This is a genomic window from Sulfitobacter sp. BSw21498, from assembly GCF_006064855.1.
Lineage (GTDB): Bacteria > Pseudomonadota > Alphaproteobacteria > Rhodobacterales > Rhodobacteraceae > Sulfitobacter.
This window is the reverse complement of record NZ_CP040753.1, coordinates 2,817,887-2,841,196: the sequence shown is the minus strand read 5'-3', so window position 1 is coordinate 2,841,196 and position 23,310 is coordinate 2,817,887. Positions and strand designations below refer to the sequence as shown.

Below are 23,310 nucleotides of genomic sequence, written 5' to 3'. Positions count from 1 at the left end.
GAAGCGCATGGCAAAAAACAAGTTTCATGAGGGCTCAGGCCCGTCGCAACGGCAGCTTCGCGTAGGCGAAACCATTCGTCGCGCCTTATCGGATGTTTTGGCGCGTGGTGATGTCCACGATCCCGAGCTGAACCGGATGTCGATCACCGTAGGCGAAGTACGTGCCTCTCCCGATCTAAAGATCGCGACGGCCTATGTGCTGCCTCTGGGCGGTAACGGGCAGGAGGACGTGCTAAAGCTGTTGGCCCGCAACAAAGGCGAACTGCGGCGCATGATGTCCAAAAAGCTGGCGTTGAAATTTGCGCCCGACTTGCGGTTCCAGCTGGACGAGACGTTCGACCGGATGGACGAAACGCGCAGAATGCTCGCGCAGGACGTGGTGCGCCGTGACGCCGACGCCCCGGACCGCGGATCGGATGACACGTGAAACGGTTCTGGGCAGCGCTTGGTTTCATGGGCTGGGCCGCTGCGCCCGTCCATGCGGAAACATGTGAAACGCTGACCTTTAACGGCACCGGCTACACCATATGCGACGTCGACCTGACGCAGGACCGGCTTGAGCTGTTCCTGTATGACCCCGATGGCAAACCGCACGGGTATTTCAACACTCTCAACACCGCGTTGAAAAAGCAGGGCCAACAATTGGGCTTTGCGATGAACGCTGGCATGTATCACGATGACCGTGCGCCGGTGGGGTATTACCTTGAGAACGGCAAAGAGCACCAAAAGGTCATCAGCAGCGACGGTCCCGGCAATTTTGGTTTGTTGCCCAATGGTGTGCTGTGTCTGCGCGATGGTCGGGCCGATGTGATCGAGACCAAAGCGTTTGTGCGAAAGGCCCCCGATTGCCGCAGCGCCACCCAGTCAGGGCCGATGCTGGTGATCGACGGCAAGCTGCACCCGCGTTTTCTGAAAGACGGGACGTCGCGCTATATTCGTAATGGGGTTGGCACCAGCGCCGATGGCAAACGAGCGGTCTTTGCCATTTCTAACGAGACGGTGAATTTCTACGACTTTGCGCTGCTGTTTCGCGATCATTTGAAACTGCCGAATGCCCTGTATTTCGATGGCAATATCTCGAGACTGCGCGCCCCCGATCTGGGACGCAATGATCTAGGTTTCAGCCCGCTTGGGCCCATTATCGGCGTCGTGAAACCGGACGCACCGTAGCGCATAAGAGTTTTCTTGCCGTCGGCGAGGATTTTTCACCATTTGGAAGCCAGAGTCTCTGGGCAATCTCGCCGGACCTTTGATAGGAGGCCGGTAAATCAATTAAGGGCATTTGATATGGGTCGCAGGCGCAAGGGACGGGATATTTCGGGGTGGTTGGTGGTGGACAAGCCTGCCGGACCGACCTCTACCACCGTGGTGAACAAGGTCCGTTGGGCGTTGAACGCAAACAAAGCGGGCCATGCGGGGACGCTCGACCCCGAGGCGACCGGCGTTTTGGCGATCGCGCTCGGCGAGGCAACCAAGACCGTACCCTTCATTACTGATGCGCTGAAAGCCTATGAGTTCACAGTGCGTCTTGGCATTGCGACGAATACCGATGACGCAGAGGGCGAAGTGATCGCGACCTCGGAACTGCGCCCTGACGATGATGCCATCAAGAACGCCTTGGGCAAGTTCATCGGAGATATCCAGCAGGTGCCGCCGCAGTTTTCTGCCGTAAAGATCGACGGCCAGCGGGCCTATAAACTGGCGCGCGAAGGCGAAACCATGGAACTGGCAGCCCGCCCGCTTTTTGTCGAGCAACTGTTGCTGCTGGACCGTCCCGACGCTGATCACGTGACGCTTGAGATGGTGTGCGGCAAGGGCGGTTATGTCCGTTCGATCGCGCGCGATCTGGGGCAGGCTTTGGGATGTCTGGGGCACGTGCGCGAATTGCGTCGCATCTGGTCGGGCCCGTTTGAGGCGTCCGAGGGGCTGACCCTGGCGCAAATCGAGGAAATTGCCCGCACTGACGCCTTGGACGCACATCTGTTGCCGCTAGAACAGGGGCTGCAGGATCTGCCCGAGGTCAAAGCCACGGCAGAGGGGGCCACACGTCTGCGCAACGGGAACCCCGGCATGGTGATTGCCCACAATGTCGAATACGGCGACGAGGTCTGGGCATCGTTCGAGGGCCGCGCGATTGCCGTTGGGCGGTTCAAAGCCGGAGAGCTTCATCCGTCGCGCGTGTTCAATCAACCAAACCCTGCGTGATCACACGCAGCCATACCAAGGGTGATGCACCCTCGACGGCTGTCTACTCGGATTGCGAAAACTACCGCTACAGCCTGACCCGCGTGTGGAATCCCGATGCGGGGCGGGTGCTGTTTGTGATGCTAAATCCGTCAAAAGCGACAGAAATTGAGAATGATCCTACGGTCGAGCGTTGCGAACGGCGCGCGCGCGCCTTGGGGTTCGGGGGCTTTCGCGTCACCAACATTTTTGCTTGGCGCGAGACCAGCCCAAAGCTGATGCGCCAGGCTAAAAATCCCATTGGACCGGATAACGACCTGATTCTAAAAGAAGGCATCCTGTGGGCCGATCAGGTAATTGCAGCTTGGGGCACCCACGGGGCGCATCTTGGGCGGGGGCCTGAAGTGCAGGAGCAGCTCTTGCGCAGCGATAGGCCGGTTTACCATCTGGGCCTGTCAAAGGACGGGCACCCGAAGCATCCTTTGTATATCCGCTATTCTCAGGTGCCGATTGTGTGGAAGTCTTAGCGTCAACTTAACTTTATTACGTCTATGCTTGTGACGCGACCCTGGGGTACCGGGGTTTCTTCATGAGTAAGCCTGCCATTTTTGCGGGCAATAAAGTCGGGTTTTTAAATGCTATTTCTTGCTGGGTTAATGGGGTTGATCACCGTGGGGGCCGCCGCCTTTATCGACATCAGTGTCGAGGAGGAGGAAGAAGAAGACTCTGGTCTCGATGAAGATACCCCTACGTTCCAACTGATCTCTGGCACACCTGAGGATGACCTGATCACCGGCTCAGCCAGCAGCGATCATGTCGCGGCCTATGACGGCGACGATTTTGTGCATGCGGCGGGCGGCGATGACACTGTCTTTGGGGACGGCGGTGACGACACATTGATCGGCGGTTCGGGGGATGATGACCTGCATGGGAATGACGGCGACGATGTCTTGGCAGGTGCCGAAGCCGCGGATAGGCTTACCGGCCACAATGATGATGATGTGCTGCAAGGTGGGGCGGGCCAAGATACGCTGAATGGCTCTGCCGGGCAGGACTGGTTGTATGGAAACAGTGGTGCCGACGCCTTGATGGGCGGGCTTGGCGACGATGTGCTGACAGGTGGGCGCGGGGGGGATGCGCTATTTGGCGGATGGGGGAACGATACGATCAACGGTATCGTTGACCAAGACCCGCAAGACGCGCGCATCAGCGATACCGACGAAGGTGATTATCTGAATGGCGGTGGGGGTGATGATGTGATCCTTGCTGGATCCAACGACACGGTGACCCCGGGTGACGGGCGCGATGACGTGATCCTCGGTGATTGGGTCAGCCCCGACGGCATCGTCGACATTCGTGCTTTCGACATCGTAGATGACAGCCTGTTGCTGGTCTGGGACGACAGCGATGCAACCGCAATAGCGCCGAGTGTGTTGATAGAACCGGACCCGAATGATTTACACTCTCACCTGATTTCGATGGACGGGACGGTCGTGGCGAAGGTGCAATCGGAACAGCTTCTGATGCCCGGCGACCTATCGCTTATTCCGCTCAGCTCGGCCTTGGCTGCGGGACTGACGCGCGGATGAAAATTAAAATTGCACGCCCCTGCCCGTCCTTACCCCATGCGGGTTACACCTCGACCGGACAATAATGCTTTGCCAAGCGGGCTAAACTTTCCTATACGCCCCCATCGCCCGTTGATTCCTGTCAGCGGGGGATACTCCATGGGCCTGTGCTGGACGACATCCCGGCCTGTGCCATCACTTTAACCTTTCAAAAAGGAGACCCCGATGTCGATTACGCCAGAAGAAAAAGCACGCGTCATGAAGGAATTCGGCACCACAGAAGGCGACACCGGTTCGCCCGAAGTACAGGTTGCCATTCTGTCCTCGCGCATCGCAACGCTGACCGAGCACTTCAAAACCCACAAGAAAGACAACCACGGTCGCCGTGGCCTTTTGAAAATGGTTGCGACACGCCGGAAGCTGCTGGACTATGTCAAAGGTAAAGATGACGCGCGTTATCAGGACCTGATCAAACGTTTGGGCCTGCGCCGCTAACCCGCGCTGCAGTACCGCCACGATTAGAACCGCACCCTGACAACAGGGTGCGGTTTTTTCATTTCATATCTTTATGTTCGTAAAAGCCCCCCCCATGCCGATCCACCTGCGCGACCTGACCCCCATAGATACCAATGAGGCCGCCTTGCTTTTCTTTGCTGCGGTGCACCGGGGCACAGCTGATGTATATTCTGCCGCGCAGCGAGAAGCCTGGGCCGGAAAAGCACCTGCACCAGTGGCTTGGGAAAAGCGTTTCGATGGCGTTTCAGGTGTCGTCGCCGAGAGCGGTGGCGGGATGATCGGCTTCATGACCATTGATGCCAGCGGGCTGATTGATCTTGCCTTTGTGCATCCAGACCACACGAGAACAGGCGTCGGCCGATCAATGTACCATGCCGTTGAAATCCGCGCCCGTGTTTTGGGCGCGCCGCGGCTGCGGACCTTTGCCAGCGAACAAGCAAAACCGTTTTTCATTCGCATGGGCTGGACCGTCGGCGCACCTAACACGGTGATCAAAGACAAGGTCACCTTGCAAAACTACAAGATGTTCAAGAGCTTGCCTGACTGACCTCGTCAGCGTCCTCTGCCCGAGCCTGCGCAGGACGCGTGAAAGCCCCATGTCACACGGGCAACGCTTCCCTTCCCATCGCATCGAAACTGCTGTATGGCCGCACAATCTGAAAGCCGGCGCCCGGACTCCAGCGCCCGACAAAGAAGATACCGGAGTCAGGGGGAATATGCCCTCTACGCAAATGGCCCGATCCGGGCCGAAACAGGAAACGTAGATGTTTAATGTAACGAAAAAATCCATGCAGTGGGGCGAAGAAACGCTGACACTGGAAACTGGCAAAGTGGCCCGTCAAGCAGACGGTTCGGTGATCGCGACACTGGGCGAAACCAGCGTCATGGCGAACGTCACCTTTGCACGCCAGCAAAAACCCGGTCAGGACTTCTTTCCGCTGACCGTGCACTACCAAGAGAAATACTATGCCGCCGGTAAAGTACCGGGTGGCTTCTTCAAGCGTGAGGCCCGCCCCACCGAGAAAGAAACACTGACAGCCCGTTTGATCGACCGTCCGATCCGCCCGCTGTTCGTTCCCGGCTTCAAAAACGAAGTTCTGGTGATGTGTACCGTTCTGTCGCACGACCTGGTTAACGATCCCGATATGGTCGCGATGATCGCCGCCTCGGCCGCGCTGACCATTTCCGGCGCGCCGTTCCGTGGTCCGATTGCTGCCTGCCGCGTTGGTTTTGAAGGTGGCGATTACGTTCTGAACCCAACTGTCGACGACATGCAGGACCTGCGCTTGAACCCTGATCAACGTCTTGATCTGGTTGTCGCTGGCACCAAAGACGCGGTGATGATGGTTGAATCCGAAGCCTACGAGCTGTCGGAAGAAGAAATGCTGGGTGCGGTGAAATTCGCGCACGAGCAGATCCAACCGGTTATCGACCTGATCATCGATCTGGCCGAAGACACCGCGAAAGAGCCGTTTGACTTCCAGCCGGTTGACTACTCGGATCTGTCCGCAGCTGTCAAATCCGCTGGCGAAGAAGCCATGCGCGCCGCGTTTGCAATCGCAGACAAGCAAGAACGCACAGCCGCTGTTGCCGCCGCCCGCGAGACAATCAAAGCAGCCCTGACCGACGAGCAAAAAGACGATGCGAACCTTGGTTCCGCGTTGAAAGGTCTTGAAGCGTCCATCCTGCGCGGTGACGTTGTTAAAACCGGTACGCGTATCGACGGTCGCAAGACCGACGAGATCCGCGATATCGTGGCTGAAACCGGCATCCTGCCCCGCACCCACGGGTCGTCGCTGTTTACACGTGGCGAAACGCAGGGCCTGGTTGTGACCACTTTGGGCACCGGCGACGACGAACAGTTCATCGACGCGCTGCACGGCAACTTCAAATCCAACTTCATGCTGCACTATAACTTCCCGCCCTACTCGGTTGGCGAAGTTGGCCGCGTTTCCGGCCCTGGTCGTCGCGAAATCGGTCACGGCAAGTTGGCTTGGCGCGCGTTGCAGGCGGTTCTGCCTGCCTCCACCGACTTCCCCTACACCATCCGCGTTGTGTCCGAGATCACTGAATCGAACGGCTCCAGCTCGATGGCGTCGGTTTGCGGTGGCTCCTTGTCCATGATGGACGCGGGTGTACCCCTGAAAGCGCCCGTTGCGGGTGTTGCAATGGGCTTGATCCTCGAAGACGACGGCTCCTATGCGATCCTGTCCGACATCTTGGGTGATGAAGACCACCTGGGCGACATGGACTTTAAGGTTGCCGGTACCGAAGCAGGGATCACGTCGCTGCAGATGGACATCAAGATCGCAGGCATCACGCCCGAGATCATGGAGAAAGCTCTGGCACAAGCCAAGGTTGGCCGCGTTCACATCCTTGGTGAGATGAACAAAGCTATCTCTGGCGCGGGTGAATTCTCGGTTCACGCACCACGCATTGAAACGATGCAGATCCCAACCGACAAGATCCGTGAAGTTATCGGGTCCGGCGGTAAAGTGATCCGCGAGATCGTTGAAGTGTCCGGCGCGAAAGTCGACATCAATGACGAAGGCATCATCAAAATCGCATCGCCAAACGGCGACTCGATCAAGAAAGCCTACGACATGATCTGGTCCATCGTGGCCGAGCCTGAAGAAGGTGCGGTTTACACCGGTACCGTCGTCAAGATCGTTGATTTCGGTGCGTTCGTGAACTTCTTTGGCAAGCGCGACGGTCTGGTCCACGTATCCCAGATCGAAAACCGCCGCCTGAACCACCCTTCGGATGTTCTGAAGGAAGGTCAGGAAGTGAAAGTAAAGCTGCTTGGCTTTGACGATCGCGGCAAAGTGCGCCTGTCGATGAAAGTTGTCGATCAGGAAACCGGCGAAGAGATCAAGAAAGAAGAAGGCAGCGAAGAGTAATCTTCCTCCTCGTTCTGAATACAGAAAGCCCCGGCATTAGTGCCGGGGCTTTTTTGTATCCTGTCTACGATACGTGTTTGCCGTTTTATCCCTCCATAAAGCCGTCCAGACGATCCCAGAGGGAGTTGTCGAGCAGCAGCTTGAACCGAAGGTAAAGCCCTTCCTGATACAGGTCGCTGCGCAGGGAGGATTTGTTCGTCGCGCGGTTATAGCCCAAGGCGATCAACGCACCCTTGGTCGGGGCAAAGCCGATCTCTGCACCGATGCCGTTGGTCATGTTGCCTTGGTTGTCCCACAGATGCGCGACGTTCATGCCAATCTGGAACCGGTTGTTGCCAAACTCGTAGTTAAAGCCGGCCTGAAGCAGCTGGGTTAGGGCACGGGCAGAGATGCCGCCCGATGTCGTCACCCGTTGCGACTGGCCCGCGTATTTAGCGTTCAAGCGCAAATCGGCATCCATTTCGTAGGAAGCATCAACAGACCACATATGGGTCACTGACTTGGTCTCGCGCTGCTCGATGCGGTGCTCATACCATGCCAGAACTTCGAGGCGTGGATCGTGAACCGGGCGATAGGCGATCCCGGCGCGCGACCGGATACGCCGGTGGTCACGGCCTTCACGCTTGTCCAATGCGACGCGGGTGCGCCCTAACATGGTGAAGTCCGGCGTGATCTTACCCGCGATACCAAAGCTCGCATAATGGGTGTTGCCGGTGTCTTCGAACGTTGTGTCCGCATCGGCATCCCCCACCCAGCTTTGCGCACTGGAACCCCATTTCGCGCCAAGGGCCACGCTGGTCAGACGGTGATCGTCGGTTTCCATGCTGCGGGAATGTTCGATTCCGAAGCTGAAAGTCGTGTTCCCGTTCATCGCCCATTTGCCCATCATTGCTTGGGTAAACAAGGTGTCCGAAGACCCCAAGCCTTTGACGAAATCCGTGCTTCCGCGCAGCCAGTCGTTCAGGTCGTAAGAGAAACCAAGCTTGGCGTGTGTGGTCACGGTGTCGTCACCAAAGGTCATCTCGACCTCGCTATAGGCGCGCCAGCCAGGAACGGGCTCGCGGTACATGCCCAAGGTCAGCTCCGTCGGTCGGTCAGAGCTGCCAAAGGGATGACGCAGCTCTGCGGTGATGACGGTGCCGGGGCGGTTCGCCGGGGTCCAGTGGCCACCAAGGATCAGACCGGGATGGGTCTTTTTGGAGGTCGCAGTGTGGTCCAGGCGGTACTCCAGCCCGATGTAGCCCTTGAAGTTTGTGCTGAACTCCTTGGCATAGACAGCATCGACAGTCAGACGCTCTATGGCAGAGGTGCGGTCACGCACATAATCCACACCGAGCACAAAGTCGCTGCTCCCGTCGATTTCAAAACCGTAGTTCAACCTTGCACGGGTGGTACCGGGCAGCGCCAGACCACCGCGCGCGGCGAACTTGGTCCCTGTGTGCACCATTTCAAAGTTGAAGTGACCGGTTTCCTTGCGGATGTCATAGGACAGGCGGTAGGCGGTATCCGATACACCATTCGCATCTTCGGAACGCCCGGCTTCGGCTTCCCATACGCCACCCTGCGTCCCCTCGTGGCGAATATAGGCTGAATGCAGCCGCTCTCGGGCGGCATTGCCCCGTTCGGCGTCCGCATGAACAATACGCGCGCCAACGGTGGTGCGGTCGGTCAACGCGACGTTTACCTCCCCGCCATAGAGCCAGTAGCGATCAGCCCCTTCCACGTCCACTTCGTAGGTCACGCGGACCGACACAGGATTGCCCTGACCGTCGAACTGGCGCACGGCATCGTCAAAGGTGATCGAATTGCCAAAGAAATCGAGCAGGTAGTCGGTGCCACGGCGCAGTGCGGTGGTAGAGATCACATCACCGCCCTCTTCGTCACGCACCAGCAGTTCGACCCGTTCGGAGCCTTGAACATAGCCGTCCAGATCCAGATCGTAGGGGCCGGAAACACCACGCCCGGGGAATTCCTGCACGCGTTGCTCTTGGGCGGTGCGGGCACCGAAGAGTGTCACGCCGACCTTGTCGTTTTCCCAATGTGCCTTGGCACCGGTCACCACACGCCGCATCCCGTCAAGCTTCAAGGCGCTGGCTTCGGGTTCGATCGCGATGTCACCGTACAGGATATAGGAACGCCCCTTTTCGACTTTGACATAGAGGTTTTCCGAAGATTGCGCGTCAAAGCCGCGTTCGGAGTTATCGCCATAGACCGGATAGAATTCATCGCCGCGGATGTCGCGGAACAGGCGATCTTCGGTGTCGCGGTCCGAGCTATACCGCAAGGTCAGCAGCGCATCGCCCGAGATCACGCCCTTCAGATACACTTCGCCGCGCAGACCGGTGGTGGTATCTTCGAAAGAGCTGAAGCGGTCCGCGTTCAGCAGTTCGCCCTTCGCACCACCCAAGGCCACGGCTCCTTCGATCACGCCAATCATGATGCGTTGGTCCAGATCAGGTGTGAACGTGATGGTCTCTTCGGCGCGACCAAAGGCACCGCTGATGGTGATACGGTCCGTGCCGGCAACCTGTGGCGGGATCAGCCCAAAGGTCGCCTCGCCGTTGTCGAGATAGACCTGCACGCCGGGGGTGCCTTCGCGGATGTCTGCTACGTCCCAAAGTGCCAGCTTGGCGCTTAGCGTCACGGTGCCGGAGGTAGGCACAGGCAGGCCACGGGCATCCAGAACACGCACCACAACCGGGATCACATCGGTCGGCGATGCAGGTGCGGTGGCGGGCAAGATCACCTCGAATTTTGCGGGCTTGCCGGGGGCAACAACAGTGATCTGCTGGCGCACACGTTCGATGCCGAAACCGTCACGGCCAACCAGTGTCAGGGTGTTTTTCCCCGCGTTCAGCTTAACCGCCACGAAATCCAGCGCCTGCGTGTTGTTTTTTTCGAAGCGCGTACGCTCGCCCACTCGGTCGCTGCTCAGCTCGCGTCCGTTCACCAGCAGGCCCAGCGACAGTTCGCCCTTCCCTTTGACCCGTACACTTTGGGTGCGGCGGTCTAGCGTCTGCCCGTCGGTCAGGTCAATAAAACCAGGCGCGTCGTCGAGGGTCTTGATCAGCAGCTCAAGCGATTGGCGCTGTGCCCTACCGGACGCTTTTTCAGCAACGGAGTTCGCCGCGCGGCTTTCGTCCAACCGCTGCATCAAGCGCGGTGTCAGCTGAGTGGTCGTCGCCACGCCGGCTTCGCTGCGCACGGAACGCACAGGCGCACGCTGACCTTCGATGGGCAGATCGGCCGCCGTCAGCGCATTGGATTGAGGCTGCTCTTCGAAATCCTTGCGACGCTGCGCAACTTCGGCCATCGCTTCGGGGGTGCAGTCGCGCACAGCAAAATGTTCGGCTCGCAGTTCCCCCTTGCGCAGCGGGATCAACCGCGAACCACCGCGCAGCAGATCGTTGGTGCGTGTTACGGTCACTTCGGTGCCTACGGGCAGGGTCTCTTCCTGCACCAGAAACGCATGGGTGATAGGGCGCAGGCCGAACAGAGAGTATTTACCATCCATATCAGTCACGACCGACAGGCCTTCTTGCGTCACGATACGCACGCCGGGGATGCCTGGCTCTGTGTGGTCGCCGCGGATACCGTTTTTGTCGCAATCCAGAAAGACCGACCCGATTACAGTCGCTTCGCGGGCGAAGACGCCACCGCTGTTGTTCAGCTTGACCATCGCACGGGCGGTCTGGGACTGGATCACAGTCCCGGTGCCGGCCTGACGCCCGATCAGCACTGCCGTGTTCTCGTTGCGGCCTTCGCGGGCAGCTGCGGTGAACTGCATGACATAGCTCACCTCGTGGCTCGAGAGCGGTGCAAGCGGCCCCAAGGCATAGGTCATGTCACCCGATGGATCGATCGTGAGGTCTTCGATAGGTTCACCGTTGAAGGTCACCGAGCCTGCAACCAATTGGCTGCCATAAGGCGGGCGATCCAGGATCTCTGCACCGATCAGCGCTTGGTTCATGTTATTAGAGAAATTCAGGGTATAGACGACGAACTCGCCTGCGCCGACCGTGTCTTTGTCTGCCTGCTTTCCGAGCGTGAGTGGCAGGCTGTAGTGCGGATCCGCAGGGATATCCGATACCGCCAGCATACCGCCGCTATGACGGAAGCTCGCCATGAAACCGGCACTGGCAACGCGACGGTTAAAGCCCGGGAAATCGGCACGCACCGAAGGCACGTCCCATTCAGGGGCGTTCATGACTGCGAACTGGAACTCACCCCCAGGCATCACCCCGAAGCTAAAGAAGCCGCGGGCATCGGTCATGCGACGCGCCATTTCAGCGCCCGTGTTCATATCCATGAGCGCAATGGTCACATCGCCAATCGGCTCGTTGGTCAGGGAGTTGAACAGAAAGTTACCGGGAGTGATCAGCAATTCATCTTCAAGCGCGGCATCGGCGCAATCAGCGGTGGCGATCAGGCGGTCCCCATCAGTGGTCGCAACGACATTGTCACCGGACGCAGGCATGTCCATCCGCGCCATGGGTACGGCCGGCGTAAGGAAAATGCCGCTGTTAGGCTCTGTTTCGGTCGCGGTCACACGCTCTACGTCGCCGGTCAAAAAGCTGCGCAGGGTAACGATCACACGGTCCACCGACATCGTGTCGTTGCAAGCACCCGCGGTCAGACGTAGGCGCGTATCGCTATTGGGCACAGCATGAGGCTGGTCCTCTGCGGTTTCAGGATGCTCGAACCGCAGGATGCCCGCGCCAGATGAATCGCGGCGATAAACAGTAGTGTTAGAGTCTATATCGACAGTGCGATCTTCCATTTTCATAAAGCTGCGGGCGGTGTTGGCGACCTCTATATCGCCCAGGCCCATGGGCGCGCTCACCATAAAGGCGGGGTCGCGGGCAAACCCGATTTCGTAGTCACCCTCGTGAAAGAACGCTACTGCGTCGACCTCGCCGGCGGGGCGCGTGGTCTGGTAGTCATGACGCGCGTCGCCCGCTGCGTGGTACAGTGCAACCATGGCGCTTGGATCGGTGATGCTGTGGAAGCGGGCGTTCAGCGGGATCTCGTCGCGCAGCAGAACCCCTGTGGCACCCGTCCCGTCGATGCGGATCTGCGCCCCATGCACGTCACCATAGGCCAGCACGTCCCCGTCAGAATCGTTGCGCAGGCGTAGCGTGTAGGTCAGCTGTGTCTCGACCTCCATCTCGCGAATGGTCTGTTCCTTTTGCAGTTCAAGCGTGCTGCCCACAATGGTGGTCTTGCCAACCGCTGCGCCCGACAGGATGCGACGGCTGGCGATGCGCGTGGCGCTGGTGGCCGACACCGACAACACCGACTGCATCAATGTGGCAGGCGTGGCGTGAAACGAGGTGCGGAATTCGTAGATAAGCTGAGCAGTGTCGCCCACATCCATAAACATCGGCGCGCCGGAGTTCATCGTGGCCTCGCCATTGTCGATGCGCCCGTTGGCATTCGCGTCATGGACAAGACTCGTGTCGTTCATCATCGCCGCCCCGGTCTGGTGGCTCATGGTCATGTCGGCGTTCAGCGGCACGTTTCCGATGTTGGTGACCTCAAAATAGTATTGGGCCATCGCGCCGCGGGTCAGCATCAATTCAGAGTATCCGTTTACATCCAGCGCAGGCACTGCGGCGACTTTGGCGTCCACGGCATTCGAATAAACCGTTTCGATGATGCCCAGCGCTTCGTTAAAATAGATCGTCTGCGCGACGTTGCGGATAAGGGTTCCTGCGGGGACCTGCTTGGCAGCGGTACCTTGTGGTAGAAGGGAGATCACCAGCGCGAAGGTCCAGAAACACGACATCATGCGCAGAGCGGTTTTGTGAACGGTGCGGCCCATTTGATCTAACCCTGTTTTATTTTTGTTAAGAGGAAATGCGGCCCCCCGGAGCGAGGGGGGGGGAAGGTGCTCCGGGGGACCAAAGGTACGCTTACTCGTCCACCTGAACGGTGAATTCGAGTTCAGCGGACCAACCCGGAAGAACCGTGCCGTGGTCACTCGAGATGTTGCTCGGCGTGACTGTGGCGGTGCTGCCTGCCGGGATGAGCGTCTCGCTGCATGTGCCGCCACAATCGACAATCGACGTGTAGGCGGGTGCGGCATCAGAGATGATGACGTCTGCAGCGGGAGAGGAGCCGGTGTTTTCAGCTACAACCTTGTAGCGGATACACTGACCTGGTTCGACGTCTTGACGGGTCTTGGTAAAGGTCCCGACAGCGCCAGTGCAGCCGGCGTCGATGTACTGGAACTTGCTCAGCGTGATGTCACCAGAGATGATCACGATACGGTCTTCTACTGCGTTGTCAGTCGCATCCGCGTCGGTCGCTGTGGCATTGTTCAGCGATGAACTAAGCGTGATAACGCTGTTCTCGGTCACACCGCTTGTCGCTGTCGATGGCGTCTGGACACGGTAGATCACCGAGATGCTGTCACCGGGGGCAAGCCCGTTCACACCAGCCGATACCCCGTCCGTTAGATCATCAAAGTTGTCGATCACCAATTCGGTGGGGTCGATCACACCGTTGCCATTGGCATCCCAGAACAATGCGCCCGAGAAGTTGTCTAGCCCTGCGTCATCGATTGCACCCTCGGTGATAGCAACGTTACCGGTGTTGGTGATGGTGTGGATCATATCGACGATCCCACCGGGCGAAGCTTGAGCCGTCTGATCGTCGATGATCTCTACGTTGTAGACTTCCCTTACGGTGACTTCGTTGACGATCCGGTCGCCTTGGCCCGATACAGAAGAGACCAACGCGATGTCTACCAATGTGTCGCCGGGGACCTGATCTTCAGGCGGGGTGATCACAACGGTGAAGGTATCGCTTGAACCAGCCGGGATGGTCCCGGTGTTGGTAATCGCAGACCCGTCAGCAGAGCGGAATTCGACGGTCCAGCCAGCGGGCAAAGCTTGCGCAAGCGAGAGGTTGTAGCTGTCGGATACCGGACCGTTGTTTTGAACGACCATGTCATAGGTGACCGGCGCACCGGGATCGGTGGGGTAGTTCACCCAGGGCGCGCCACCGTTGGTGGGGTCAAGGCCATCGCCTTCGGACCCTACGACCGCGTTCTCAAGATCAACTGACGACGCGAGGATGGCACCCGTGAATGTCGCTGTCGATATATCCGAGACACCCGACGCATCCGACGTGGTTGTCACGGTCGCGCTATAATTGGCAGCGGCGGTTGGTGCGACGTCTGTTGGCAGCGTAGCGATCAAGGTGACCTTGACGCTGTCACCTGCAGCTATCGGGCCTACAGAACCGATGATCGGTGTCACCCCATCTGCGCCTACAAACCGGAAGGTTGTGCCGTCTGGGTAGGTATCGGTAAGGGTGTCAACGTCGAGCGTCAGGCTGTCGGTCTGGTTGGAACGGTTGGTCAGAACGAACTCGTGTTTGACTGTGCCACCTTGGGCCGCATCGCCGGTCTCTGTCACGATATCGTCGTTCAGCCCGTCATCATCTGTTCCAGAAGCTGTGGCTGGAACCGCAGCACCGGCACCGTCAATCGCTGTATCAGAGATGGAAACTGCGAACTGGTCATCTACGATGATCGAAGCTGTGTTCGATGGCGGGAAGTCGACGGTGTCAATTACCTGTGTCGCGACGTTTTCGATGATACCCGCATCCGCAGTGCCTAAAATCACCGCTTGGAAGGTCACGCTACCAGAACGGCCGGAGCCGATGCGCGAGATGGTGAAGTTCACGCTTTGACCGGCGTTGTCAAAGGTGATTTCGTCCGGCGTTGGACTCGCACCGTTTTGATCGTCGACTTCAGAAGACGGATTGGTGTCATCTAGCGGGTCAGCGACGTCAGACCACCGAGCCGAGCCCGGGACGTATTCCAAGCGGCCGTCAAGGATGTCGTCGACAACATAGTTTTCCGCTGCAGCAAGACCGGTGCTAGAGTAGGTCAGCTTGATGGTCACTGTGTCACCGGCGTCGACGATGTTTGTGTTCCCACCGGAAGCGGCATCCGCAACCATAGACTTAACCAGTTCGACAATCGCACCGTTAGAAATGGTCAACTTATCAGTATTGAGGGCTGTCTCGGTGCCATCGAGGTTCGAGACCGCAGTGACGGCGATGTTGTCGGTGCCTGTTGCATTCGATGGGACAGAGACCTCGATGACGACGCCGAACTGTTCGCCCGGTGCTAATGTTGGCGTTTCGCTTAGCGGCGTGGCGCTATCGGCGACACCATCCATGTTCGCATCCGGATAGAAGACGATGTTAGAAGTCTGGAGCGTACCAGTATCGGTTTCAGCGGCCGCGAGTGTGAAAAAGTCTGCGCCGTTCCCGTCGTTGGTGATGATGTGCGGTAGGAAGGCTTTGCCACCAGGTGCGATGGTTTCGATGTTATTCGACGTCATCGTGACGCCAGCAACCTGCTGCACGATCGTTTCAACTGTGTTTGACGTGACCGTAATGGTATCGCCAGCTTCGTTTGTATACGTCGCAACCGCTTGGTTGCCGATCACGGACCCAGCATCTGGCGAGGCAGCCATGGCGACTGCGCCAAATGCGGCTGTGACCGCCATCGCGCTTGCAGAGCGCATGAAGAATGATTGATGTTTCACGTTAGTCGTTCCTTTGATTTAATTTGAGATAAGCAAATTGGATCAGGTTCCCCCCGATCAGTTGACGCGCACCCGGTAGCTGTTGAGTGCGATTTCGCCTGACTCCAAAGGTTCGCTTAGCGTCCAACGGACGGCAGCGATCTGATCCTCAGGAAGCGGTTCTGGTTGAAGTGTGCCATCTGCACCGGCGACCATGCGTGTGGCGGGGAGTGTGGACCATTCGAGGCCATCGTTTTCAGGGTCGAGGTCGGCCTGCACTTCGAACACAGCCTTGATGGAGGTGCTTTCGGCGCCCAGCGTCAGGGTCACCCCTTCGGGTACCGGCGCCGCAATGACGATCCCTGCAAGTGCTTGCTCGGTCGTGTTCTCGTGCTGCAGCTGGTATTGAATGACCTCGCCGGGGCGTACCGTACCCCGTTCGATCAGAGCTTCTTCGCCCTCGGTTGCTTCAACGATACGGAAGGAAAAGGTGCTTGAAAGTGCGTCCGCAAAAGCCGGCACACCGGCGACAGAAATCGCAACACCTGCGAGCAACGCACGGGCAATCTGGTTGGTTTTAAGTGACATATTGTTTCCCCTGTAGACCGGCCCTCGCCGGCAGTTTTGATGAACTGTCCCAGTGGCTGGGCTGTCCTGAATTCATCATCACGGGAAATATCTCGCGGTGCATTCTCGCTTAGGGTTAGATTTTTGATCTGCTGGGCAGCCCTCTACCCGTCCGTATATGCGGCGCTATCAATTCGAGGGCACAACACGCAATTCGCGCGGTGATTGCAGCTGCAATCCCGCGCCGCACTGCGCAAGGCAGGCGGTTCGCCCGCGTGAAACAGGGCGTTGATTCTATCTATTCGGGGGGATTATCGCCCCGATCTGGGGCGAAGAATATGCGACACCCCGTCCGGATAACTGGACAGGGTGTTTCGTATAGTTAACGATTAGTGAGAGTGACCGTGCCCACCGTGGTCGTCCTCATCCAGCGATCCGTGCACGGCAAACTGGTCAATCCCCGCATCCTGCGGTTCGATGAAACGATAGCTTTCGCGCACACCACTGTCGGACAGTTCGCGTGCGACGGTCAGCAGCGTGTTGGGGGCGTGGTCGGCGCAAAGCTCCATCATCTGGGCGACTTCTTCTTCCGCCACAGGGCGCGCGGCTTCGGGAGAGGGGGCACCATAGATCTCGACGAAGTGCTTCATCAGCTGCAATGTGATTGCCTCGACCTCAAACGGTTCCGCCTTGGTCACCGCGACAAATGTCACGCGGCCAAAGGTTTCCACGCCCATCCAGCCATTCGCAAACGCCTGGCGCGCCTTGCCGGTCAGATCGCCTTGGGACCAGTTTGAAAACTCGAACCCTCCGGATACGCACCATTCGCCCGTACGCGCCGGAGAATGAAATACATTACGGTCGCTTTCATCAAAGTGGATGGCGCGGGCGAGGAATAGATCACTCATGAGGCTGGCTCCAGCAGGTCGGTCAGTGGAATAAGATGCGTGGTCGAGTCGGTTTTCAGCAGCAGGCCAAAGTTTTCGTCAACACCGGTAAAGCTGCCGGTCAGGTCGCCATGGGTCATCTGCTCTCCCATGGCCCAGGCCAGCCCCGTCCATTCTTTATGGAGCGGGCCCGCGCCGCCATCCATCCAGCGGTTCAGCGCAACCAGCATATGCCGCGCCCAGGCCTCGAGAAGGTCGACCGGGCTCACTTCGGCACAGCCTTCGCCATACAGCGTGGTGACATCCGGCGTGTCGCCTGGCGTGTCATTTTGCGGCAATAGCTTCACGTGAAACGCTACAACCAGCCAGTCAGGCACTTGGGTCGGATCGCTTTCAGAGGACGCTGCACGCATCTGCCCGCAAATCGCGCCATTCAGCCGCAAATCACCGTTCCATGCCAGATGTACGCCCACCTCGGGCGGCGCTAGCGCGCCAAGGGCATTCTGGAACCCCACGGCGCAAAGCGGCAGCATCGCCATTGCTTGGGCCAGCGGCACCTCGGGCGCAAAGACGATAGCGGCCTGCAAAACGCTTGACCCCAGATCATACAGCACCAGCCCCGCATCACACCCCTGCCGCGCCTCTGCGCAGGCCTGCGCGAAGGGGTCATCAGCCTGCGCACCCGCCAGCAAGGGTGGAAAAACGGGGCTGTCGCTCATGCGTAACCGCCTGCGATCAGCGCTTTGGCGACCTTGCGGAAGCTTTCAGCCTGCGTGCTGTCGGGTTTGGAGACGACAATCGGCGCGCCGCCGTCAGCGGCGACACGAATGTCCAGATGCAGCGGTATCTCTGCCAGCAGCGGCACTCCCAGCTTTTCTGCCTCGGCGACGACACCGCCATGCCCAAAGACATGTTCCTCGTGCCCGCAGTTGGAACAGATATGGGTGCTCATGTTCTCGATCATCCCGATGATCGGAGTCTTGAGCTGGTTGAACATGTCGATTCCCTTGCGGGCATCCAGCAGCGCTACATCCTGCGGCGTGCTGACAATAATCGCACCGTCTAAATGGGCTTTTTGCGCCAAGGTCATCTGCACATCGCCGGTGCCCGGCGGCAGATCGACGATCAACACATCCAGCGCACCCCATTGCACCTGCATCATCATCTGCTGCAACGCGCCCATCAGCATCGGCCCGCGCCAGACGACCGCCTGATCGTCATTGGTCATCAACCCGATCGACATCATTGTCACGCCAAAGTTGCGCATCGGCAGGATCGTCTTGCCATCAGGCGACGCAGGCCGTCCGGAAACACCCAGCATCCGCGGCTGCGACGGGCCGTAGACATCGGCGTCCAGCATGCCCACGCGGCGGCCTTCGGCGGCCAGCGCACAGGCAAGGTTCGCAGCAACGGTAGATTTTCCGACGCCGCCCTTGCCTGACGCGATGGCAATAATCCGGTCCACGCCCGGAATTTTCTCTGGCCCAGCGGGTTCGGATTTGCGGCCCAGTTTCAAATCGGGCGGCGGTGCCTGTTTCGAATGGGCGGTCAGCACAGCCGAGACAGAGGCAACCCCCTCAAGCGCTTTGACCGCGGCATCTGCCTCGTCGCGCAGCTTGGCGTAGGCGTCAGCATGGCTTGGGTTCACCTCAAGCACAAAGCGCACCGCGCCCTCGTCAACGGTCAACGCTTTAACGAGGCCCAGTTCGACGATGTCCTTGCCGGACACGGGGTCATTCAGGGTTTTCAGGCAGGCCAATACGGCATCACGGGTGACGCTCACGCTTCGGACTGCCCTTGGATTTTGCCGGTCACGACATGTTCAAGGTCCAGCCCGTCAACGGTCAGCACTACTTTGGCCTCGAATGTCTTGCCGCCGGTATCCCCGTTCTCGCGCATCGCTTCTTCGATGGCTTGCTGCGAGGTCACGCCGACCTGCTTGAGGAACTTGCGCATCGACATGTTGAAATCATCGCTCATGATTTTCTCCTGTTCTGGGGTGGGTCTGCACAGCGCCTAGTGGTCTTTGCGCTTGCTAAAATAGTCTTCGGATGTGCGTACGCGGGGGCGTTCTTTGCCCGCTAGCGGATTGTTCTGCGCGTGGTACTGCGCGTTGATCCTGCAATTGTCGCACATCTGGATCATCTTTGCCGCCTCGGACGAGGCGAACATAGCGTGCTTGCCCGCCAGCTTTTCGGTGATCTTTTCCACGGTGGATTTCACGCCGAACAGCGACCCGCATTCGATGCAGGCAAAGGGTTCTTCCTCGTGCAGCACCACTTGGGTAAAGGCCTGCGCGGTCAGGTTCAGCTGGGGTTTCAGCGTGATCGCGTCTTCGGGGCAGATATTGGCACAGAGCCCGCATTGCAGGCAGGCATCTTCTTGAAAGCGGAGCTGCGGTAGATCGGGATTATCGCCAAGCGCGCCCGACGGGCAGAGCGACACGCACGACAAGCACAGCGTGCAGGCATCCGTATCCACCAGCACGGCACCATAGGGAGCGGCATCGGGCAGATCGATCACCTTGGCCTCGGGCTGCAAGGTCTTGCCCGCAAGCCGCGCGACCTGACGACGGGTGCCCATGGGCAGCAGGGTGTCATGCGCGGGTTGCAGCGTTTCGGTGACCAATGCGGTTTCCAGCGCATCGGGATCGGCAACATCAATCAGGCGGATTGTATCAGTGCCACTGATGGCACGGGCAAGCTCGGCCTGAACCTCGATCACGTCGCGCTCTGTGCGGGGGGACAGCAGCACATCGACATGCACAAACCCGCAGCCAAGTGCGGCCAACATTTCAGCATGGCCGAACCCTGCAAGCGCATCTACGGCCAGCGGGATAACATCAACTGGCAAGCCAGCGCCGAACCGCGCGTAAAGGCGGATCATCTCGGCCCCGTGGTCTTCGTCATGTACCAACAAGCGCGGCGCGTTGCCGCCTGCCTTGCGATAGGTCGATGCCAGCGTCGACACCCGGCGGAACAGCGTATCCACGGGCGGCGCGTCATAGGTGATTGCGCCGGACGGGCACACGGCCGAACAGCTGCCACAACCCGCGCAGATCATCGGGTCGATTGCGACATGTTCACCAGCAGAGGTAATGGCCCCCGTCGGGCACAAGTCCAGACAGTTGGAACAGGCGGGCTGTTCGGCCCGTGAATGGGCGCACAGGCTTTCGGTCAGCCGGACATACAGCGGCTTTTCAAAGGTCCCGACCATCTGCATGGCGTCGCGCACGGCCTGCGCCACGGCGGGTTTGCTGCCCGGATCGGCCCGCAAATAACCGTCACGTTTGTGCGGCGCGGGGAACAGCGATGTATCTCCCGTCAAATCCAGAATGATATCGCATTGCGATTTTGCCCCGTCCCGCGGCGCGGTAAACGACGGCGCACCCCGTCCACCGGGGATCAGCATCTGCAAGCCATCGAAGGTCAGGTTGAAATTGCCTAACGCGCCCGACGCCTTGCGCAGGTCGCCTTTGACCACGTCGAAACGCGGATCAACCGCCGTGTCATAATCACCCTGCCACAGCACCGTCACGGCCAATGTATCGGCCACGGTTTCAGCCACCTCAAGCGCGAGGGCGGGGGGGGCCATGATCAGGCAAGTGCCTTCGGACACCACATCCAACACACGCGGAGCCGGCACCGCTAGTTGCTGCTCTGCCAAGAGCGCCGCCATCTTGGGCGTCGCGTCACCCTTGTCATCATGCCAGCCGGCGCGGTCACGGATGTCGACGAACTCGGGCACTTCTGCCTCAATCTCGGCGGCAAGCTCTTCAAAGCGGGGGCGCTCTTGCTGGCAGGCGATCACAGTGTCACCCGCCGCTATCGCCTCTGCGGCAATGCCGATCTGATCTGTACACAGACAGTTATACACTTTCGAACAGGGCAAACCCGTCGCCTTAGACAAGGCAGGCGCGTCAATATCCTGACTGCCCAAACAGTCGCAAAACAGAAAAGTCTTTTCCATAATCTCCTCAGGGACAGCACCGATGGGTATCAAGCAAGCGTCAGGGTGCTGTCAGCGCTTGCCGGACAAGCTAGTGGTGTTCGCGACCCGCCGCAAACCCCTATTTACCCCCTTTGGCCGCGAAAGGGACATTTGCATCCACAGCATGAATTACCCAACAAAAACAGTCAGAAAGGGCCAAGCCCCAAGCAAATATGGTAAATATTGACGTTCGGTAAATGCTGCATTGCGGCATTTACAAAACTGTGTGATTCAGCCCTAGAATCCTCTTTGATCCGCGTTATGATTACGTCAGTATGGGGCCGGAAACGCCTGAAACATCATTGGAAACTGAAATTGAACGCACCGCTTAAATCAGCGCAAACGATGCCCGTCGGGGTTGTCCTTCGCAAGTCACCCGGCGTGACGCGGTGGGCGAAAGTCGTTTGGCGTGCGGTTTGTGTTCTGCCGGGTGCCGACCCTGCCGACTGGAAGCTGCTGCGCACCGAAGGCGGCGTTTCTGATTATCACGTGACCACCGTGCCGCTGACGCTGTACCGGTCGGATACAGAGGCTTATGTTCATGGCCTCGCCGCCAATGTGCCCTGCCTTTACATCATCTGCCGCGAGACCCGCGACGCCGACCGCCCGCTTGACGTGGTGATGGTCACCGCATCGCCCTATGAGGCGCAAGACTACAGCGACAATGGCGAAGACATCGTTGAAAAGGTGATGATGACGCCACAGGTTCACGCGTGGATCGGCGCTTATGTCGACACGCACCACGAAGAAGAAGCCTTTGTGAAGCGGCGACGCGACAAATACCAAGAGCCGAAACAGGACGGGATCGGGGATGCGCGCATCTCGCAGACCTCTGATGTATACCGTGCGCCGCGTACGGTCCGTTCGGGGTCATCGCAATGACCCGTCAAACCTCTTTCTGGGATCGTCGCCGCGCTGCCGTCAAAGCAGAGCAAGCCGCCGAACAACAAGCCGCCGTTGCGCAGGCCGAGGCAGAGCATCAGGCCACGCTGGCAGAAAAGACCGACGAAGACCTGCTGGCAGAGCTTGACCTACCCGATCCCGACACGATGAAGTCCGGCGATGATTTCTCGGCGTTCATGGCACGTGCCATTCCTGAACACCTGCGCCGCCGTGCGCTGCGCAAGCTGTGGGTGTCTGATCCGGCGTTGGCCTGTCTGGATGATCTTGTTGATTATGCCGACGACTACACCCAAGCGTCTGCAGTAACGAATTTCACCACAAGCTATGAGGTGGGCAAGGGCCTACGCCGCCATATCGAAGATGTCGCACGCAAAGCGGCGGCATCGCTAGAAGCTGCATCTGATACGGCAGAGGCTCCTGCGATCGACGAAGATACACAGCCCGCTGCACCGGTAGAGATCGACGCGCCCGCCGCAGTCGCCCAAGCGGACGCCCCCGCAGAAACCGCTATCGCCGACGCCGCGATAGAGGAACCCGCCGCCCTGCCCCCGCGCCGGATGGCCTTTCGTTTTGAGGAGCACCGCGCATGACCGCTGCCGCCCAAGCCATACAAGTCACTGCCGAAGATCGCCTGCGCGCCGATTTGTACAACTATCTTGGCGTGATGCTGGCACGGCCCGCCGACCAGATGCTGCTGGACCAGACCGCTGGCCTGTCGGGGGATGACAGTTCCTTGGGCGAGGCGATCAATGGGCTGGCGCGTGTGGCCAAGGCCGTCACTCCCAAAAAGGTGCAGACCGAATTTAACGCGCTGTTCATCGGGCTCGGGCGGGGCGAACTTTTGCCATATGCCAGCTATTACCTAACGGGTTTTCTGAATGAAAAACCACTGGCTGCCTTGCGCAGCGACATGGCCGCACAGCGCATCAGTCGCGCCGAAAACGTCTTTGAACCCGAAGACAACATCGCCTCCCTGATGGAGATGATGGGCGGCATGATCGTGGGCCGCTTTGGTACGCCCGCCAGCGACGCCGCGCAGCGGGCATTCTTTAACAAACACATCGCGCCTTGGGCAGGTCACTTCTTTACCGACCTCCAAGGGGCCAAAAACTCCGTCCTGTATGCAGGGGTTGCCGCTGTCGGCAGCGCCTTAATGGACATCGAACGCGAAGCATTTCGTATGACGGCGGGATAACCGCACAACATCAGGCGGGGCCTTACCCCCCGCGCAACCAAGGAAAGGGGTTTA

19 protein-coding genes are annotated in these 23,310 nt (G+C 59.0%); 11 read left to right on the top strand and 8 right to left on the bottom strand.

Annotated elements, in window-relative coordinates:
* The first annotated feature begins 7 nt into the window (after positions 1-7).
* The 8 genes from rbfA (at position 8) to pnp (ending at position 7,168) form a co-directional block, all read left to right on the top strand.
* Entirely contained in the window at positions 8-427 is a 420-nt protein-coding gene (gene rbfA, locus E5180_RS13730; RefSeq protein ID WP_138924878.1) for a 30S ribosome-binding factor RbfA, read from the top strand.
* Positions 424-1,170 carry a phosphodiester glycosidase family protein gene (locus E5180_RS13725; RefSeq protein ID WP_138924877.1) on the top strand — a complete coding sequence of 249 codons (747 nt, stop codon included), beginning with the start codon at positions 424-426 and terminating at the stop codon, positions 1,168-1,170. The genes rbfA and E5180_RS13725 overlap by 4 nt, the downstream gene beginning before the upstream one ends.
* Positions 1,171-1,287: 117 nt before the next feature.
* Positions 1,288-2,205: a tRNA pseudouridine(55) synthase TruB gene (gene truB / locus E5180_RS13720; RefSeq protein ID WP_138924876.1), complete on the top strand. Its 918-nt coding sequence runs from the start codon at positions 1,288-1,290 to the stop codon at positions 2,203-2,205.
* Positions 2,202-2,711 carry a DUF1643 domain-containing protein gene (locus E5180_RS13715; protein ID WP_138924875.1) on the top strand — a complete coding sequence of 170 codons (510 nt, stop codon included), beginning with the start codon at positions 2,202-2,204 and terminating at the stop codon, positions 2,709-2,711. The genes truB and E5180_RS13715 overlap by 4 nt, the downstream gene beginning before the upstream one ends.
* A gap of 108 nt (positions 2,712-2,819) precedes the next feature.
* Positions 2,820-3,773 (top strand): calcium-binding protein, encoded by a 954-nt coding sequence (locus tag E5180_RS13710; protein WP_138924874.1) that lies wholly within the window; start codon positions 2,820-2,822, stop codon positions 3,771-3,773.
* Between the two features lie 204 nt (positions 3,774-3,977).
* Positions 3,978-4,247: a 30S ribosomal protein S15 gene (gene rpsO, locus E5180_RS13705; protein WP_093731948.1), complete on the top strand. Its 270-nt coding sequence runs from the start codon at positions 3,978-3,980 to the stop codon at positions 4,245-4,247.
* A gap of 94 nt (positions 4,248-4,341) precedes the next feature.
* Positions 4,342-4,815 carry a GNAT family N-acetyltransferase gene (locus E5180_RS13700; RefSeq protein WP_138924873.1) on the top strand — a complete coding sequence of 158 codons (474 nt, stop codon included), beginning with the start codon at positions 4,342-4,344 and terminating at the stop codon, positions 4,813-4,815.
* Positions 4,816-5,032: 217 nt separating this feature from the next.
* Entirely contained in the window at positions 5,033-7,168 is a 2,136-nt protein-coding gene (pnp, locus tag E5180_RS13695) for a polyribonucleotide nucleotidyltransferase (RefSeq protein ID WP_138924872.1), read from the top strand.
* Between the two features lie 85 nt (positions 7,169-7,253).
* Here pnp and E5180_RS13690 read toward each other — a convergent pair whose 3' ends face one another.
* The 8 genes from E5180_RS13690 to E5180_RS13655 form a co-directional block, all read right to left on the bottom strand.
* A complete protein-coding gene (locus E5180_RS13690) occupies positions 7,254-12,992 on the bottom strand; it encodes a DUF11 domain-containing protein (protein ID WP_138924871.1) in 5,739 nt (1,912 codons plus the stop codon).
* A 91-nt stretch (positions 12,993-13,083) separates the two neighbouring features.
* A complete protein-coding gene (locus E5180_RS13685; RefSeq protein WP_254700485.1) occupies positions 13,084-15,735 on the bottom strand; it encodes an NEW3 domain-containing protein in 2,652 nt (883 codons plus the stop codon).
* 57 nt (positions 15,736-15,792) lie between these two features.
* Positions 15,793-16,302, bottom strand: coding sequence for a hypothetical protein (locus E5180_RS13680; protein WP_138924870.1), 510 nt, complete (start codon positions 16,300-16,302; stop codon positions 15,793-15,795).
* A 368-nt stretch (positions 16,303-16,670) separates the two neighbouring features.
* Positions 16,671-17,189: a DUF6505 family protein gene (locus E5180_RS13675; protein ID WP_138924869.1), complete on the bottom strand. Its 519-nt coding sequence runs from the start codon at positions 17,187-17,189 to the stop codon at positions 16,671-16,673.
* Positions 17,186-17,887 (bottom strand): biotin/lipoate--protein ligase family protein, encoded by a 702-nt coding sequence (locus E5180_RS13670; RefSeq protein ID WP_138924868.1) that lies wholly within the window; start codon positions 17,885-17,887, stop codon positions 17,186-17,188. Before E5180_RS13670 ends, E5180_RS13675 begins: the two co-directional genes overlap by 4 nt.
* On the bottom strand, positions 17,884-18,951 hold the full coding sequence (locus E5180_RS13665) for an Mrp/NBP35 family ATP-binding protein (protein ID WP_138924867.1): 1,068 nt from the start codon (positions 18,949-18,951) through the stop codon (positions 17,884-17,886). Before E5180_RS13665 ends, E5180_RS13670 begins: the two co-directional genes overlap by 4 nt.
* Complete coding sequence (locus E5180_RS13660) at positions 18,948-19,148, bottom strand: DUF6494 family protein (RefSeq protein WP_093731957.1); 201 nt, start codon at positions 19,146-19,148, stop codon at positions 18,948-18,950. Before E5180_RS13660 ends, E5180_RS13665 begins: the two co-directional genes overlap by 4 nt.
* 36 nt (positions 19,149-19,184) lie before the next feature.
* Entirely contained in the window at positions 19,185-21,137 is a 1,953-nt protein-coding gene (locus tag E5180_RS13655) for a 4Fe-4S binding protein (protein ID WP_138924866.1), read from the bottom strand.
* Positions 21,138-21,503: 366 nt separating this feature from the next.
* Between E5180_RS13655 and E5180_RS13650 the strand changes: the two genes are divergently transcribed.
* Genes E5180_RS13650 through E5180_RS13640 form a run of 3 tightly spaced genes read left to right on the top strand, consistent with a single transcriptional unit; the run spans position 21,504 to position 23,256 of the window.
* A complete protein-coding gene (locus tag E5180_RS13650; protein ID WP_138924865.1) occupies positions 21,504-22,040 on the top strand; it encodes a DUF3305 domain-containing protein in 537 nt (178 codons plus the stop codon).
* A complete protein-coding gene (locus E5180_RS13645) occupies positions 22,037-22,651 on the top strand; it encodes a DUF3306 domain-containing protein (protein ID WP_093731960.1) in 615 nt (204 codons plus the stop codon). The genes E5180_RS13650 and E5180_RS13645 overlap by 4 nt, the downstream gene beginning before the upstream one ends.
* Positions 22,648-23,256: a TorD/DmsD family molecular chaperone gene (locus E5180_RS13640; RefSeq protein WP_138924864.1), complete on the top strand. Its 609-nt coding sequence runs from the start codon at positions 22,648-22,650 to the stop codon at positions 23,254-23,256. The genes E5180_RS13645 and E5180_RS13640 overlap by 4 nt, the downstream gene beginning before the upstream one ends.
* Positions 23,257-23,310: the final 54 nt, after the last annotated feature.